22 protein-coding genes are annotated in these 15328 nt (G+C 33.0%); all 22 read right to left on the bottom strand.

Annotation, left to right across the window (positions count from 1 at the left end; all coding sequences use genetic code 11):
* Positions 1-2: 2 nt before the first annotated feature.
* Positions 3-770: a phage tail protein gene (locus OU989_RS12070; RefSeq protein WP_274793289.1), complete on the bottom strand. Its 768-nt coding sequence runs from the start codon at positions 768-770 to the stop codon at positions 3-5.
* Positions 771-810: 40 nt separating this feature from the next.
* Entirely contained in the window at positions 811-1416 is a 606-nt protein-coding gene (locus OU989_RS12075) for a hypothetical protein (protein WP_274793290.1), read from the bottom strand.
* A gap of 131 nt (positions 1417-1547) precedes the next feature.
* Complete coding sequence (locus OU989_RS12080) at positions 1548-2402, bottom strand: S1 family peptidase (RefSeq protein WP_274793291.1); 855 nt, start codon at positions 2400-2402, stop codon at positions 1548-1550.
* An 87-nt stretch (positions 2403-2489) separates the two neighbouring features.
* A complete protein-coding gene (locus OU989_RS12085; RefSeq protein ID WP_274793292.1) occupies positions 2490-2669 on the bottom strand; it encodes a hypothetical protein in 180 nt (59 codons plus the stop codon).
* The gene (locus tag OU989_RS12090) at positions 2666-2980 is read right to left on the bottom strand and encodes a hypothetical protein (protein ID WP_274793293.1); all 315 of its coding nucleotides are present in this window, start codon (positions 2978-2980) and stop codon (positions 2666-2668) included. The genes OU989_RS12085 and OU989_RS12090 overlap by 4 nt, the downstream gene beginning before the upstream one ends.
* An 18-nt stretch (positions 2981-2998) precedes the next feature.
* Positions 2999-4024, bottom strand: coding sequence for a collagen-like triple helix repeat-containing protein (locus tag OU989_RS12095; protein WP_274793294.1), 1026 nt, complete (start codon positions 4022-4024; stop codon positions 2999-3001).
* Positions 4014-4391, bottom strand: a complete 378-nt coding sequence (gene terS, locus OU989_RS12100) for a phage terminase small subunit (RefSeq protein ID WP_274793295.1) — start codon at positions 4389-4391, stop codon at positions 4014-4016. Before terS ends, OU989_RS12095 begins: the two co-directional genes overlap by 11 nt.
* An 89-nt stretch (positions 4392-4480) precedes the next feature.
* Positions 4481-5152 (bottom strand): Cthe_2314 family HEPN domain-containing protein, encoded by a 672-nt coding sequence (locus OU989_RS12105; RefSeq protein ID WP_274793296.1) that lies wholly within the window; start codon positions 5150-5152, stop codon positions 4481-4483.
* Between the two features lie 175 nt (positions 5153-5327).
* The gene (locus OU989_RS12110; protein ID WP_274793297.1) at positions 5328-6032 is read right to left on the bottom strand and encodes a hypothetical protein; all 705 of its coding nucleotides are present in this window, start codon (positions 6030-6032) and stop codon (positions 5328-5330) included.
* Positions 6033-6201: 169 nt separating this feature from the next.
* A complete protein-coding gene (locus OU989_RS12115) occupies positions 6202-7071 on the bottom strand; it encodes a toxin-antitoxin system HicB family antitoxin (RefSeq protein ID WP_274793298.1) in 870 nt (289 codons plus the stop codon).
* Positions 7072-7422: 351 nt separating this feature from the next.
* Positions 7423-7983, bottom strand: coding sequence for a hypothetical protein (locus OU989_RS12120; protein WP_274793299.1), 561 nt, complete (start codon positions 7981-7983; stop codon positions 7423-7425).
* 864 nt (positions 7984-8847) lie between these two features.
* Complete coding sequence (locus tag OU989_RS12125) at positions 8848-9072, bottom strand: phage terminase small subunit-related protein (protein ID WP_274793300.1); 225 nt, start codon at positions 9070-9072, stop codon at positions 8848-8850.
* Positions 9073-9189: 117 nt separating this feature from the next.
* Positions 9190-9579 carry a helix-turn-helix domain-containing protein gene (locus OU989_RS12130; RefSeq protein ID WP_274793301.1) on the bottom strand — a complete coding sequence of 130 codons (390 nt, stop codon included), beginning with the start codon at positions 9577-9579 and terminating at the stop codon, positions 9190-9192.
* Between the two features lie 12 nt (positions 9580-9591).
* Complete coding sequence (locus OU989_RS12135; protein ID WP_274793302.1) at positions 9592-9909, bottom strand: hypothetical protein; 318 nt, start codon at positions 9907-9909, stop codon at positions 9592-9594.
* A gap of 323 nt (positions 9910-10232) precedes the next feature.
* Complete coding sequence (locus tag OU989_RS12140) at positions 10233-10472, bottom strand: DUF3953 domain-containing protein (protein WP_274793303.1); 240 nt, start codon at positions 10470-10472, stop codon at positions 10233-10235.
* A 285-nt stretch (positions 10473-10757) separates the two neighbouring features.
* Positions 10758-11561: a nucleotidyltransferase gene (locus OU989_RS12145; RefSeq protein ID WP_274793304.1), complete on the bottom strand. Its 804-nt coding sequence runs from the start codon at positions 11559-11561 to the stop codon at positions 10758-10760.
* 259 nt (positions 11562-11820) lie between these two features.
* Positions 11821-12315, bottom strand: coding sequence for a hypothetical protein (locus tag OU989_RS12150; protein ID WP_274793305.1), 495 nt, complete (start codon positions 12313-12315; stop codon positions 11821-11823).
* Positions 12316-12654: 339 nt separating this feature from the next.
* Positions 12655-13062, bottom strand: a complete 408-nt coding sequence (locus tag OU989_RS12155) for a YvaD family protein (protein ID WP_274793306.1) — start codon at positions 13060-13062, stop codon at positions 12655-12657.
* On the bottom strand, positions 13059-13421 hold the full coding sequence (locus OU989_RS12160) for a DMT family transporter (RefSeq protein ID WP_274793307.1): 363 nt from the start codon (positions 13419-13421) through the stop codon (positions 13059-13061). The genes OU989_RS12155 and OU989_RS12160 overlap by 4 nt, the downstream gene beginning before the upstream one ends.
* Positions 13422-13435: 14 nt before the next feature.
* The gene (locus OU989_RS12165) at positions 13436-13993 is read right to left on the bottom strand and encodes a TetR/AcrR family transcriptional regulator (RefSeq protein WP_274793308.1); all 558 of its coding nucleotides are present in this window, start codon (positions 13991-13993) and stop codon (positions 13436-13438) included.
* 252 nt (positions 13994-14245) lie between these two features.
* Positions 14246-14752 (bottom strand): GNAT family N-acetyltransferase, encoded by a 507-nt coding sequence (locus OU989_RS12170; protein WP_274793309.1) that lies wholly within the window; start codon positions 14750-14752, stop codon positions 14246-14248.
* Between the two features lie 153 nt (positions 14753-14905).
* Complete coding sequence (locus OU989_RS12175) at positions 14906-15172, bottom strand: hypothetical protein (protein WP_274793310.1); 267 nt, start codon at positions 15170-15172, stop codon at positions 14906-14908.
* Positions 15173-15328 lie beyond the last annotated feature (156 nt).

The following is a 15328-nucleotide window of genomic DNA, read 5'->3' on the forward strand; positions in this document are numbered from 1 at the left end:
AATTAAATTGATATTTCTGGCTGATCTTTTAGCGACTTTCGGGCTTTGTCCATTAAATTATCTGAATCAGAAAACCGTTCATCGCTCATATCATCAGCATCACGAATACCCCACTTAGCAGCCTGTGGTGATGTGTATCGGACAACTAAATTATCTTTACCCTTGGCACTGATACGTGTCCTTAAATTGTCTGTATTAACCGATTTAGATAATTCAATAATGTTGTCGCCATATTGGTAGACGAAGTCGTTATCTGGGCCAAGCATTTTGCTGAAATGGATGTTGCTGTTTGAAGTGATCTCATATTCACATTCAAATGCTTCACAGATTTGATTCACTAATTTAACGATATTGTCATTCCCGAAAGCCTCGATATAGCCATCTTCGTCAAAATCACTTGTGAAGGTCCAGTTTGTATTCCGCAATGCAAAAGTAGCGAATTCATTTAAGGTTTTATGTCCTCCGTTGGTGCCCTCTTGTCTGCGCCAGATATTATCGAAGAAGATATGCTGTGCAAGGATTGACTTTACATTCCCTCTCGATTTTCGGTGTAGTTGCTTTATCCGAAACTGGAAACCGCCAGCCTCGATAATACTTTCCTCTGCAAGCAAATGAAATGAATGTGGGTTATCACGTTCACTTGCATCCAATGTCAGTTCAAATACTCCATCGATGTTTTTCCTTACAACCGGCTTTCCTCTGCATACCAAAGCCTCTGTTAAAGTACCTTCATAGTTAGTGATTGATAGCATCGCTTCACCTTCTTTCACAATAAAAATACGCTACTCGGTGTGAGTAGCGCTGGTTAATCTAAGGTATATACTTTCCTGTTGAAGCATCAAAGGGAGCTGATTTCATTTCTGTTTGATCTCTATTCCAACCTATCACTTGTAACAAGTTAATATTTCTCTCAGTGTCTTTTCTAAGAATAAAGTTATAACCTTTCGCCCATTCTTTACCAGGGTAGATGCCACCTATTTTTAATGCTCTTTTTAGCAACTCCGGTGAATCATATTTGACATCCTTCATTAGTACAAACTCCTTTTTAGGGAAGGGAGATGTACCTTCTCCTGTTAAATCATTGACCATATCAATTTTTCCATCGTGAATGGTAACTAAGAAATACTTATTCGTATCTGGTACTCCAAATGAAATATTCCAATGTTTTCTTTTACCATCACTTCCGATTGCCTTCCCTGGTTTATCCAAATCTATATTTATTGCTTGTAATAATTGAGCATCTTTATTCCATTTCAATGCTGAAGGAAAGGCTAATTCAATTGCTTGTATAATCGATAACTCTTGGTGGTCATCAACTTTTAGTATATGAATTGATGGCGAAGAAAGAGCAGAAACTTTTACAAAAGCACCTACTGTAAATAATAAAAGTACGCCAATAAAAACAATTCGCTTCATTTTCTCATCCTTTTTTAGCGATATTGTTTCCGAACTGGATTTAAATATTCTATGGTTAGCTATAGTAAAATTTTCAATAAAAATACGCCACTCAATTGAGTAGCGCTTACTGAACAATATGGAACGATTATTTAATTTTCATTACTAAATTTAGCTTCTATTAAATCATTAAAGATGTCCAATTTACTGGCTTTTATTACTAATCCTAAATTTAACATTCCCTTTGTTTTAGTATAGACTTTGTTTAGACTTGTAGGAATAATAACTTCCCCTAAACTATCATATATAGGACCAGCATATAAAACTCCAATAAATATTAATCTCGAGCCGAATTGTACCTTACCATTCTCGGTATAGCTATTTAAATCATGAATAAAAATTGGCGATCCACTGGAACCACTAAAACAAGCTATATCAATTAAAAATTCTGGTTTTCCATTGTAATTTTTATATATAGGAGTTGCATTAATTCCTCTTCGTGATAATGGTAAATTATTGTGTGAATCCCATAATCCATTAGGATAGCCTATCATTGTTACTTCTTGTATAGTGTTAAGTTGTTTTAATTCACGCTCAGTTTTTATTATTCTTTTATTCACTGGATAAAAGTGAACTTTTTTATTAATTTCAGCAAGTTGAAGAAAAATCTGTGTAACAGGAATCACACATAAATCTATATCTTCTTCTGGATGTAATATAATCGTATCATCATTAATTGGTAGTCTTACTGGATGTATTGATAATATACGATCGCCATTTTCATCCCGCTCTTCCGAGTCAGTAGTGTTAAACAAAAATCTTAGCTCTTCACCACCCTCTATCACATGTTTATTTGTCACTATCGCAGCGTGAGTCCCTCCGCCCTCTACATCAAGATTGTCACAGAAAAAATAAAAGAAACCAGTTCCTGTTGAAATTGGTTTATTGTTGATAATAGTCTCAATTCGAACTGTCACGTACGGTAATAATTCATCAAATGTACTCATATTAGATTCTCCCCCTATAAGAGGATATCTTATTTTAAAAAATTTAACAAATTCCCCTTTCTTTAATTACTATTACAAGGAATTCCATTATGAATTTGCTAACACTGCAATTTCACGCTCTGCAATTTCTAGTTCAACGTAATGTTGCAGCTCTGTTGGCTTAACATCTTCTACTGTACGTACTTCGCCCATGACGCTTGTAGCATAAGCTTTGACCAAACGTTTTTTCAATTCTGTTAATCCTTCAAGATGTTTTTCTTCCGTCATTGTACAACCCCCAAGTCTGTAAGTATTGTTAACATTTTAATTTCAAGTTCTGCATCCGCTAGTTCTACTGGAGATGGTTTTAATGATTCAAGTAATTGCTGCGATTCACGTTCTACTTTTTCTTCTTCCGATTCGCCTTCCACCCATTCACTACCGTTCCATTTATGTTTGTGAACAGGAGGTAACATTGTATGAGGAATCTCATTATTTTCAAAGTCTCTTACAGTTGTATCGACAACTCTAGAGGTGATGATAAACCCATGAGCATCAATAACATATACGAATTTCAAAGTGTTTTCTGTATCTTGCAAGGTAACCACCCTCCTTTATCAGTTTCCATGAATAAATGAAAAGTTAAAATAAATATACGAATTGTTTGTAATACTAGTTATTTCCGAAAGAACATATGCCATTAACATACCTTGGTCTTCAAGGAATCCACTAATATTTTTATAAGTACCCGACACAGGTGCTACAATTGAAACCGCAACCCTTTCACCAAGTTCTGGTCTATAGCCCTCTGGTAACTGAGCCAATATCTGTGTAGATTGAGATGTTTTTTGTAACGCTCCTCTAACGTATACTAGTTGATCTCTTTCATTTTTCGCTACATATAATCCGTAAGTGCTAAAATTATTCCAACCCGACCATGGTGTTATAGGTACTTTCTTTAGAGGTTTAATTTCATTGCCTTGAACAATAAAGTACGAACCGTTATATCTAAGCGTATATACCATATCTTTCTTCAAAGAGTCTTTCGGTGCAAGACCTCCACTATTCAGTATTATATATTTTTCGTCTAGCCCATTAACTTTAAGCTTTGAAAATCCAGCATTCGATTCATGCATCTTGATAGCTAAAGACATCCCTTCAACAAGCGCTGTAACTGAAGGGTCTAAACTCACTTCATAAAGTGATGGTGTGCCTGTAGTGACTACATATGGCGTGTGTATCTTTAAATCCTTAGTGTGTTCATCTCCTGCTCCTGTTTCAACGATTGTCCATTGATCTTGAACGTCTTTAACAGCTAGTTCACCATTAAAATAACGGATGCCATGACTACCTTCTTCAGATAGTACATTTTGTCCCAAATGTTCAGTAACTTCCGTTTTATTATCAGTGACCGTTTGCTTGATATTTGCTATTTCTTGATTAACTTCTGTGAGATCGGCATCCTGTCCAGGAGGGCCTTGTTCACCTTGTGGTCCTTGAGGACCTGTATCTCCTTTTGGACCTTTAATGGTACCAACGTTCGTCCAGTCATTCGTGGTATCTGACCACACGTATAAGTCACCATTAATTAAGTATGCATCCCCTGGTTCTCCAATTGGAGGTAATGAGTTTTCATCTGGCAATTTGATCCCATATTAAATCTGCTGGAGAACGTTCATTCATTGCCTCCATGATTTCAAGTGTTTCTTCGGGTAGAAACTTTGCAAAGAAACCATGCGTTGTTGCATTCTGATTTTGCTTTGGTGCACCATGCCCCTTAGCATTTGAATTACCAGCAGGAGCCCCTCGACTTCGTTTAGTAACGTTACCATTGGATTTAGTAACGTTACCTTTCAAATGGTCATCCCATTTATCTTGGTTCTTCCACTTTCGGATTTGTGAATCGGATAATTTTAATTGCTCGGCAATATCCTTCAATAACATTTGCCCTTTGCTATCGAGCCATATTTGAAACGCTTCATCACGTTTCGGGTTTCTCGGTCTAGCCATATCTCATACACCACCACCTCCATGTCATTTGTTTGTTTTGTAAATCACTCCATTATGCTAGTTGCCTTGTAAAATAAAAAACGCAACTATTAATTAGTTGCGAAAAGTGCTTTCTCAATAGCTAATTTTGTTCTTTCTAAATGACTTAAACCCTCTTTTATGCTTTTCAAAATATCATCATTACTTGTTCTCACACCTTGAGAAACTGTGATTATTCCATCTTTCCTTTCAACACCCGACGTTAGGTTAGTTGGGCTATTATTATGAGTAAAGTTGTTTCTTAACTCTCCGAGTTGGAAGTATTCCTCATCACGCATTATTTTCTTAAGTTCAGCGTAAAGCTCTGGATTCTTGCTCTTTAGTTTCTTCCTTACCTTGCTATTAAATCCAGGACCCGGTGTTATATTAAACAGATATTTAACATTAATTACATGCATTAGTAAATCATATGCTCCAAATATTCTTTGTGTAAGTGACTCAGCATAATAAGAATACCAATATTGATTTCCTAAATTACCTTTGGCATCTTTCGAAAAATAAAGCATAGTTTGTACATAATTAACTGATATGTCGAAAATTTTATTATTAAACTGAGTCATCCAATGATGAACCTCTGATTCACCATTAAATAGCTCCATACCTGTAAATCTGTTTCTCAAGTTTTGAAATACAATTTGCGGATATAATTTATCAAATTCCACACTATATATTTCATAGTTATCTCCAGACATATCTTTAATGTAATCTAAAATATTTACCATTCCTTCACCCCTACCAAATCATAATCGAGAAGATGAAATATATGTAACAAGTTTTTGCTCTTAAAAGTCAGCAAAAGCCTTCACTGTTAACTTTGGTTCAATCAATGGCATCACCCCATTATGCTAGTTGCTTTGTAAAATAAAGAAGTCGCCAAATTTGGCGACTTTCAGATACCTATTTAATTTGAATAAAAGCTTCATCTTTTGATTTATTAGATATAGTTATCTTATTTTCGTTTTGTAAAGTTTCCAAATCCTCTAGTAGTTCATCAGAATTATTATTTAGGTTATAGGTTTCTTTTAACATAGTTCTTAATGTTTTTAGCGGGACGTATTCATCTTTTTGAAAATGTTTTAACAAAAAGTTATATAACGCTCGTGGACCAGAAACCGTGATTTGAACACCTAAGTTACTACTTGATACATTCTTTTGCGTCTCCTCGATTTTCCTAACAAGCATAGCCCACTTATTATTATCTAGTTGATCATTTTGTGCTTGTTGACCACCTTTTTTAACTTCATCAGCAATTTCTGTAATCATAGATTTAAGTTCATTCAAATCAGAATTTTTTTGTTCTATTTCCTGGTTTTTTTCATTATTTAAATCATTAAGATACTTTAAGCTATTTGTTAAAGAATCCATTTTTCCAATCATTTCTTTATTATGGCTATTGGCATCTGAAGATTGTATAAATGAAAAAATGATAGCAATAATTGCTAAGAAGATAGATAACAAAGTTCCTCCTAAGGATAAATCGCCAGCTAAACTCGCCGAATCTTCAGTTTTCCACACACTTACACAAACCAATAAGACAACTATAATAAGAATCCAATAGGTCATATCCTTTTTTGTTGGAAATTCAAATTTACTTGACTTCAAATTAATCACCTCCTACACAATCATAAGCCAGAAGATGAAATATATGTAATAACTTTTTGCTCTCAAAACCACACCAAACTCTGCCCTCTAATCACAAAGTGTTTTGGCTGTTTGATGCAGTTTTCAAAGCAAAAGAAAAAGCCACGCTCATACTCGTGACTCATATTTCCTATTTCGATAACTTATAAATAATATATTGATTAAATGATACGCCCTCCTTATTTGCTTCTTGAATTAGTTGTTTACGCAATGAATCAGGAATAGACATGTTAAATATTCCAACGTTTCTCTTTTTTCCAGGCAGTATCCAACTTGTCTCTAAAAATTCTCTTTGTTTAACTAAATATTCTTTTCCTTTTGCGACTTGGTATAATTGCTCATAGTTTTCTTTAAAATTATATATGTATAAAAATTTTTCATACTCTGTAGTTGTATAGTACATTTTTAATTTTTCTGGTTTTCCCTGAAGTCCATTTACATTCTCTGCAAAAGGAATGGGGATATAAATTTCTACATCATTTTTCATATGATCTAAATACGCTTCGTAGAAATGTGGTTTGTAATGTTTTTTATCTAAATACAGTTTTATCTCACATTCTAAAATGACTTCAGGTGTCCCAATGAATTTAAGTTGAAAGAAACCTATTCTCCCTCCACTTAGTGTATTAGCCATTAATTTTAACTTCTCATAGTAATCAAATTCTATTATTTTTGAATCTTGATGAACATTTACCCCTTGTAACTTAACATTTGCTTGAAAATCATTGCACACAATATAAGGTCTAGCTTTCTTTTTATTTTCTAGTAGAACTTGTTTGGCCTGATAATCAATTTGTGTTTTTGCAACAATATAAGCTCCTATTACCCCTACAATTCCACCAAGCATCCCTAATGAACCACCTATTATGGTAGCTAAATTTTGACTATCACCTAGTATTGATTGGAATAATATAGCTAATATCGAAATAATAAAAGCTACAATAGAAATAGGTACTAGTATTGAAATTTTACCACTATCAATTTCATTTTCTCTTTCCATCTCCTCACCTCTTAATAAATATTAAGTTAAATTAAAGAAGTTATGTAATATAAATCTGATACAAAAAGCCTTACCGTGCTAGGATAAGGCTTGTCTACTGGGATAAAGTATTTAATGGTCACTCAATTTTGACATCGTGGCAGAGCGTACCCCGTTATTTCGTAATTGTGTTCTAGTTTTATAGTGCATTTCCGTGCACTTTGTTGATGTAGTAAGTTTGACTGAATTAAATGGAAAGTGGACGAAGTTCACATATAAACCACTCCTTTCAAAATTCGAAACTGTAAAAACAAAATTAATCTATAAATACAAAAAGCCACACCTTATTAGATGTGACTCGCAATAAAACCATTATGCTAATCTTAAAATGACAATAGATGCACTGATAACTTGTGTGCCCAAAGTAATGCTATTTAATAAAGTAACTGGGTTGACATTAATATTTCTTAATGTAAGAACATCTGATGCATTTAAAGTTGTTATTACTTGACCATTTTTCGTTGAGTTACCAGTAGAGTCTCCATAATTGGAACCAGCTATTTGGTTGTCGCCATTGAAAAGAGCAAATGCATTAGGGCCACCTCCAACATTCAACTCATAGGTAATAAGGTAAGTACCCGTTTGATTTATTATGATAGGTGCTGTTCCTGGTACATGTGTTACAAACCCTGCAGGTGTAATATTGCCATTTGTATTAAAAGTAACTTGGCCATTACTCGGGATAGTTAGTTGTAAAGTTGTATCATAAATATAAGCAGACCCTGGAAGCCCCATACCTACAGGTTGTTGTGGTACCTGTACTCCTTGATGGATATTTTTGTCATTACACCTTTCTTCGCAATCATCATGAATTCTGCTAATTCTTTTATTAGTTGGTTCCTTTTCACTTCTATTGAAACTGTCGAAACCCATTTTATCATCCTCCTTGTTTTATTACATTATTCAATGAAGGGACAAATGAAATAGACAATTTTACTAAACTTATATGTATTAATTAGCTTTTATTAACTAAATAAAAGACCACTATATTAAGTGATCTTTTTAACAAGGGAATGATTTATTTTTATACATATTATTCTTAACAAAACACGTAAGTTGGGGCATTGCCTTATCTCTTTAAAAATATGTGCCGGCCACGTATGTCTCGCTCCGAACAAGTTTATTCAGCGCAGGTCAGTCGTCGGTCTGTCTTTCCCTAATATTTAGGTTTTGGTAAATACCAGGGGAGGAAACCTTTACCGCGCCGTCCTCCCTCACAGTATACAATTAAATTGGTAAATCTATGAAACAACAGACATTTCGGACATTCTTTTGGCATTTCGCTGATAATCCTACGTACATGTCGTTCCGTAATCCCCTCTAGTTCAGCAATATGTTTCGTTTTCATACCTGATAACTTCCAGTGTAAAATAGTAATTTCTCGCTCTCTCTTAAGATGGCTAGAACTTTTATCAATGAATGCTATCTTATTTTGGTACTCTCTCACTAGTCGTTCTGGTAATATGCTTTTGTTTCTGAATGCCTGTTTAGGTGTTGGATCACTAATACCTCCACCTCTTGGCATGCCGATATTATCATAATCGGTAACCATAATATCGTTTGCATACGGATTCTCTGCCTCATATCCTAATGCTCTTTTTTGGTAACGGGCCTTTGTTGTTTAATGCTACTCACCGTTAAAATGAGATTTATCAATAAGCTTTTTGTCTACTGCTTGTTTGAGGCAATCCTCGAACTGCAGCTTTAAATGTTTCATTAGTAAATCGCATTATATCATCATCCTTTTCTGATTTTGCTTGGTGTGCCATGGCTCTTTGCGTTATTTCGTTTAGTAACGTTACCTTTCATATGGACATCCCATTTATCTTGGTTCTTCCACTTACGTATTTGCGAATCGAGTAATTCTAGTTGTTCTGCAATATCCTTTAGGAGCATTTGCCCTTTGCTTTCAAGCCACATTTGAAACGCTTTATAACATTTCGGATTTCTTGGTCTAGCCATATCTCATACACTCACTACCACCTCCATCATTTGTTTGTTATGTAATCACCCCATTATGCTAGTTGCTTAGAAATTAAAACAAATTTCTATACGACACATCGTTATGTCTAAAAAAATTTATCTTTTATTTTTCTCTAATAGCTGATTTATTTTGTTATCAGTATTTAGTAATACTTGTTTTATTTGTTTAATCTGATGTTCTTTTTGTAACATCTGCTCATACTTTTCCTGGAATAAAACTTTTATCTCAAGAAGATTTTGTATTTCTTTTTTTGTGAGTTTTTTATTTATATCAGTATTTCCCGACCATTCAAAAAGGATTTTGATTTCTTGGAGTGAAAATCCAGTTTGTTTAAGTTTAAGGATTGTTTCAACTATATCAATGTCTTTCTTATTATATTCACGCTGCTTATTTTTAATTTCTGGATGCAATAAATCCATTTTTTCGTAATACCGGATAGTATCTTTACTAAGGCCTGTACATACTGCAAATTCGGAAATTTTCATTATTATCACCTTCTAGATTATATATTTATAAACCATTAGGGCCATTATACAATGGAATATAAAACGAACGATATGATGGCTATACTTAATCCGTCCATTTGTTAATAGCCCTTCAGTAACTGCTAATATATGTAACAGAATAAATGCAAGTATCAACAGCATAAACATCCAGTTTTTGTTTGGTATAAATAATATTAAAAGAATACTAATTGATACGGTAATAAACAAAAACGTTTGTACTTGGAATCCGATTTCTTTCCATTTTTTTAGCCCTGCTATTCCTATTAAAACTGCGTATAAACCAATTAATATATTTGTGACAATTACCATTCCATCACTCCATTCTTTTTATTTCATTCATCTTAAAAGATGGAGTTGACTCCATGTCAATAGATAATAAACAATTTATTTTCACTCTCAAAAGTAAGTACCGTTTGCCCTAGCAGTCAAAGGGGGAGGAAACTGCTTGATACTCACTTTTCAGGGCAAAATAAAAACACCCAATTAGGGTGCGTTAATTTGACTTTCTTAAATTTTTCGATTAACCTTTTTTCGTGATTCTGTTCAATTGTTAGAGTAAGAGTATCTGCTAAATCAGCAAAGTTTGACTGAAATTATGGAAAGTGGGTGAAGTTCACAGGATAACCACTCCTTTATTTAAAGAAGATTTCAATTGAAACGAATACTGAAAATAAAAATACCCCAATATGGAACCAACCAGAAACTTTTCTCTCTCTTTGAAATTCTTTTATTCCAAGAACTAAAATCAATAATCCTAAGAAGAATAACACTAGGAAACTCAACTGATAATCACTTGTGATAATTGAGTAAGTTGAGAGTGATACTACTATGATTGAAAAAAGAATTTGTAATATTGTTAGCAAATTTATCATCACCTTTTAAATATTGTAGTTTGATTATACAATACAAAAGATAACATGGATATAATTACCATATATTTATAACCATCCATATTTGGTAAAAAAATGTGATTTTAAATTCAATTAGTTAGTGCTCGGAATTGTTCTTGAGTGGCCGAACTAATAGTTTAATCCCTTTTTACGCGTTCATCCACAAATTTGGTCCAAACCATGAATAAAGACGCTTTCCGTATTATTGAAAAGCGTCTGTTAGCCGAAAAATTATCTGCTTATAAACAGTGAATTTTCATACTTCATTTATTCATTGAGATAGCTGTATAGCTTACTAATTAGATCTTTGTCTACATCAACCTTATAGAGAGAACCTAGCATTTCATTCAAAGCTTCAACTATATTCAACGCGTTCTTATAAGCCAATTCTATCTCATTTTCTTTTAATTTTGAGGTTATAGATACATAATCTTTATACGACTCTGTACTTATATCTTCTTCTAAATTTTTTGTACTATTTAACCATCGTTCAACCGTATTTTCCTTTACCCTTATTAATTGTAGTATATACCTTTGCACAAGGGTTAAAGCCTCCAGAGAACGTGCTAACTCTCCTCTTCTCATAACATTTACACCCATCAACCAAGCATTCACGAAGTTATTAAAAGCGAAGTTAACATTCTCATCAGTCATTCGGTCTGGTCCAGCTCCACCTAAATCATCTAGTAAAGGCTTTAATTGCTCTGTAGAATCATAAATATACATAGACTCAGGATCGGGAAAAAGTCCTGTAGGCTTAAAACTTTTTATGATTTCTATTTTTGAGACAGGAAGAAAATGAAATTCTCCACGAATCATATTCGAAAAAATCACTACCTCTGTTCCAAACTCATTGTAAAAGATCAAGTGAATTGGATAAACTTCAGAAACCCAATGTCTAGAGCTAAATTTCTCCATCTTATCATCTTCAATGAATATATAAAACTCAACATCAGAATACTGATCTCCTTCACCTTTTGTAAAAGACCCATACATCATACATGCTGAAACAAACTCATCTGCAATACATTTATCTCTAACACTTTGAATAATTTTATTTTGAATTAACATATCTCCATCTCCTTATCTAATCATTTCTTTTTCAGATAAGGGATTTGTCTACTACTGGACAGCATGAGCAACACATGTATAATGCTCCTTCCATTTCTTAATCAGTATGAGTATAACATTATATATTATTAAGTTGTGAGTTCCAATTCAACCAGTTTTTCCGTACAATGAAATAGGAAACCGGATTTTTATTCAATAAAACTATTGATTATCTATTGCATTTGAAAGAAAGAAAAACGCCCGATTGTTGAAGATCTAATTAGTTCAAGAAGGACTGTTCTTTTGTAGATTTGTTAAATAAATCTATTCTTTCTTTCATACTTTCGTTCTTACTAATATCCCACCATTCAACGACCACATAAATCTCATCTATATCCTTAAGTGCAACAGATTCACCGTTTTTATTTAGGTATGGCCCTTTAATAGCACCAGTTGTATATTCTGCTATGTTCATCTCACCAGTAGCTGAATCAGAATGAACCACTGAATCATCACTATCTATAACCACATGCGTTTCAAAGTGGAAGGAATCTGTAATATACTCATTGACGTTTTTCATATTTAAAATCCCATGTCCTGCTTTAAAGTCTTCTGGTGTAATAACAATTTCATAACATAGATTCCAGCTTTCGCTTTCACCCATCAATAATAAATAATAATTATTACCACCTTTTTGAGCATTGCAGCCAGATAGTACAAAGAAAGGCAACATCAAATAAATCCAAGGTACTAAACCTTTTATATACTTCTTCATTAAATCCCCCTTTGAAACATTACTTTTATAAAATTTTAACATAAATATCCAATTCTCTGAAATTGAATGTAATTCAACAGGGTTCTTTAAATGAAGATAGACACATTCCTTACAAAAGAACTGTGCCCGATTGTTGAATATAGAAATGGTGAACAAGCTATAAAAATGGATATCTGTTATTTTACTAAAACCCACGTTAATTGAATAAGTTCTAACTTCCTTAACGTTCAAATTGAACTCTGGTCGTTGTTAGATAAAATATTTTAATTATATTGGTTATCCAATTAAAAGTTAAATTAATATATAACAAATTACGATTATACCTATTGAATTACCCAATTATCTCGTGTTAGTCTCATACGATCTACACTCTCTCCAAATACCTTTAAAGAAAAAGCATGGATAAACTAATAAATATAAATTAGGAATCCACCAAGAAATATCGAAATCTAAACGGATTGTCCAAAATGCTAAAGCTTGTAACCCTGAACAAAAAGTTAAAATTAATGATAAAAAAGCAAATTGTTTCCAAATATGTTTTTGTTTCGAGTACAAGTACAAGCTTAAAAATCCAGTCAACGAGATTAACAAATCTAAAGGTAGAAAAGACCAGTTCCATGCAACCAAAATAGGATTTTGATAATCTTTAAACAAATATTCTTGTGGAATCATATGAAAAATTGTTATGAACCAATATATAATAAACCCAATATCAGTAATAAGGAAAAAATATTTTAAACGTTTCAATTTACACGTTCCTCCACCATCTCTTTGTTTTTCTCTTCATGTGCCGAACTATTAAAATTTAAGATAACGACTCCAATTAAAATAAAAAGAATCGCTAGTATCTTAATTACATTGATACTTTCTCCAAAATAAAAGAAACCAATTATTGTAATCGTAACAATTCCCATACCTGACCAAACCGCATAGGCAACGGACATCTCCATCCCCTTTAATGCAAATGACAAAAATGAAAAACATACGATATAAAACACAAAAATAAGAATACTTGGGACGAATTTCGTCAGTCCATCAGATAGCTTCATCGCAGTTGTACCGGCTACTTCAAATAAAATCGCTAAGCCTAAATAAATCCACTGCATTATTCTCCCTCCTTCTATTTGGAAATAGCAATTCCATACAGCAACATGTCCATAATAGATTCGAGCATACTCTTCAATGTATAATTACTCTTTTCAATAAACAAAGGATCATATATGCGATTGAGTGAACCTAAATATACTTCAATAAAAAACGGAATATTAATTTGTCTAATATTCCCTTCTCTCATTCCCTCTTCTATTAATCGGATTACAGTAGACCAACCTTCACGTAAAAACTGATCTAATTTCAACCATTGATTATAATGGTGTTTTTTTAGTTCTACTAATAAATGTGCATCTATGAATATAAATTGTTGTGGAATACAAATTAAGATGCGTCTTATTTTTTCAACTGTTTGTAACGTATCATCTTCAGCAATATGTTTTTCCTTTTCTTGAATACTTTCTATTACATTACGAATAACTTCATCTACTATCTCATCCTTTGAAGAGAAGTACTCATAGATTGTCCTCTTACTCACAGCTAATTGTTTTGCTAAGTCACTAATTGTAAATGTAAACCCCTTCGTTTGAATTTGGTGAATTGTTTCTGTTAAGATTCTCTGTTTCATAATCCGCCCCCTAAACTTTTGGTACTGATTCGGTTTTTATAGTACCATCATCATTTTACAATTTTAATATCATCTATACAACTAGCATTTTACTAAACCTTTTATCTAACGAATAAAATACTAAAAAAAGACACCCAATTTCTACATGAGTATCTTAATCAAATTTTAAGTTTAACTCCAAAGACTCCAAAATGAACTTCTCATTCAGGAATCGCCCTATTCTGGCATAATAGCTAATGGGATACTAACTATTCATAAGCTTTTGTATGCAACTTGAGCGATTTGTTGTTCACCATTCTTCTCAAAAAATTTATAAGTTTCCATCCCGATTTTTTCCGCAACTTTTTGTGATGGAATATTTTTTAAGGTCGTATATGAAAATATTTCAGAATAGCCAAGAACATTAAATGCATATTCCTTACAAGCAGACGCTGCTTCTGTGGCATATCCCTTATTCCAATACTCTTTAATAATGTGAAACCCAATTTCAGGTAACCTTACACCATCGATGTTCTGCATTGTTATTCCACAATCACCGATAAATGTATCCCCTTCTTTTAAAACAATTGCCCATAGACCGTGCTTATATTGCTTATAATTTTTCTCATTCCATTTGATCCAATTTTTAACCTCTTCTTGGGTAAATGGATGAGGGTAATATTGCATAGACTCTGGGTCAGAAAGCACTTTTGATAATTCGTTACAATCGTCCATTTTTAACTCTCTAAGGTATAATCGTTCCGTCTCGATTATCTTCATAATATCCATCCTTTGCAGTTAATTTTTTTGCCACAAAATGGCCCTTTGCATGAAGAAAGATGCTTTCTTATTTCAGAAAAGCGCCCGATTGTGAAAGATCATTAGCATATTTTCTTCTTAACCTAAATCATCCGTTAGTTCAATAGTAATACATTATTTAAGCAACGGGTGAAGACCTATTAGCAAGGGTGCATACACGATTAATGGAATAAGCAAAATCACTGCACCAATTTTTTTAATTCCCTTTTGTAATAGTAAAAGAGAAGTAATGAAAAATAATGGGTAAATAATAAAAGCTATTATTAATATACCATCAACTAATCGATATAGTTTTCCTGAAAATGCTCCTATGAATGGGATTGAGATCCATTCTAGTACGCTAAACGCAATAACCAATATCCATAACCATTTAAGTGTCATCACTAATCACCTCTAAATCCCTATTGTTCAAATAAAAACCCTTATTCCATTTTACTCGTTCAGAGAATTTTTTTAACTCCAATATCATGTCCCATTGAAGCATTAACATTAAACATGACTATAGGATTCATATGGTCCTTTGTATTTATTAATATA

Source organism: Lysinibacillus irui, assembly GCF_028877475.1.
GTDB classification, from domain to species: Bacteria; Bacillota; Bacilli; order Bacillales_A; family Planococcaceae; genus Lysinibacillus; species Lysinibacillus irui.

What these genes read in the sequence shown, in the direction of transcription:
- OU989_RS12075 (WP_274793290.1), bottom strand. Translation starts at nt 1,416, where the DNA reads ATGAAGCGAATTGTTTTTATTGGCGTACTTTTATTATTTACAGTAGGT.
- OU989_RS12080 (WP_274793291.1), bottom strand. Translation starts at nt 2,402, where the DNA reads ATGAGTACATTTGATGAATTATTACCGTACGTGACAGTTCGAATTGAG.
- OU989_RS12085 (WP_274793292.1), bottom strand. Translation starts at nt 2,669, where the DNA reads ATGACGGAAGAAAAACATCTTGAAGGATTAACAGAATTGAAAAAACGT.
- terS (WP_274793295.1), bottom strand. Translation starts at nt 4,391, where the DNA reads ATGGCTAGACCGAGAAACCCGAAACGTGATGAAGCGTTTCAAATATGG.
- OU989_RS12105 (WP_274793296.1), bottom strand. Translation starts at nt 5,152, where the DNA reads ATGGTAAATATTTTAGATTACATTAAAGATATGTCTGGAGATAACTAT.
- OU989_RS12115 (WP_274793298.1), bottom strand. Translation starts at nt 7,071, where the DNA reads ATGGAAAGAGAAAATGAAATTGATAGTGGTAAAATTTCAATACTAGTA.
- OU989_RS12120 (WP_274793299.1), bottom strand. Translation starts at nt 7,983, where the DNA reads ATGGGTTTCGACAGTTTCAATAGAAGTGAAAAGGAACCAACTAATAAA.
- OU989_RS12125 (WP_274793300.1), bottom strand. Translation starts at nt 9,072, where the DNA reads ATGGCTAGACCAAGAAATCCGAAATGTTATAAAGCGTTTCAAATGTGG.
- OU989_RS12130 (WP_274793301.1), bottom strand. Translation starts at nt 9,579, where the DNA reads ATGAAAATTTCCGAATTTGCAGTATGTACAGGCCTTAGTAAAGATACT.
- OU989_RS12135 (WP_274793302.1), bottom strand. Translation starts at nt 9,909, where the DNA reads ATGGTAATTGTCACAAATATATTAATTGGTTTATACGCAGTTTTAATA.
- OU989_RS12140 (WP_274793303.1), bottom strand. Translation starts at nt 10,472, where the DNA reads ATGATAAATTTGCTAACAATATTACAAATTCTTTTTTCAATCATAGTA.
- OU989_RS12145 (WP_274793304.1), bottom strand. Translation starts at nt 11,561, where the DNA reads ATGTTAATTCAAAATAAAATTATTCAAAGTGTTAGAGATAAATGTATT.
- OU989_RS12150 (WP_274793305.1), bottom strand. Translation starts at nt 12,315, where the DNA reads ATGAAGAAGTATATAAAAGGTTTAGTACCTTGGATTTATTTGATGTTG.
- OU989_RS12160 (WP_274793307.1), bottom strand. Translation starts at nt 13,421, where the DNA reads ATGCAGTGGATTTATTTAGGCTTAGCGATTTTATTTGAAGTAGCCGGT.
- OU989_RS12165 (WP_274793308.1), bottom strand. Translation starts at nt 13,993, where the DNA reads ATGAAACAGAGAATCTTAACAGAAACAATTCACCAAATTCAAACGAAG.
- OU989_RS12170 (WP_274793309.1), bottom strand. Translation starts at nt 14,752, where the DNA reads ATGAAGATAATCGAGACGGAACGATTATACCTTAGAGAGTTAAAAATG.
- OU989_RS12175 (WP_274793310.1), bottom strand. Translation starts at nt 15,172, where the DNA reads ATGACACTTAAATGGTTATGGATATTGGTTATTGCGTTTAGCGTACTA.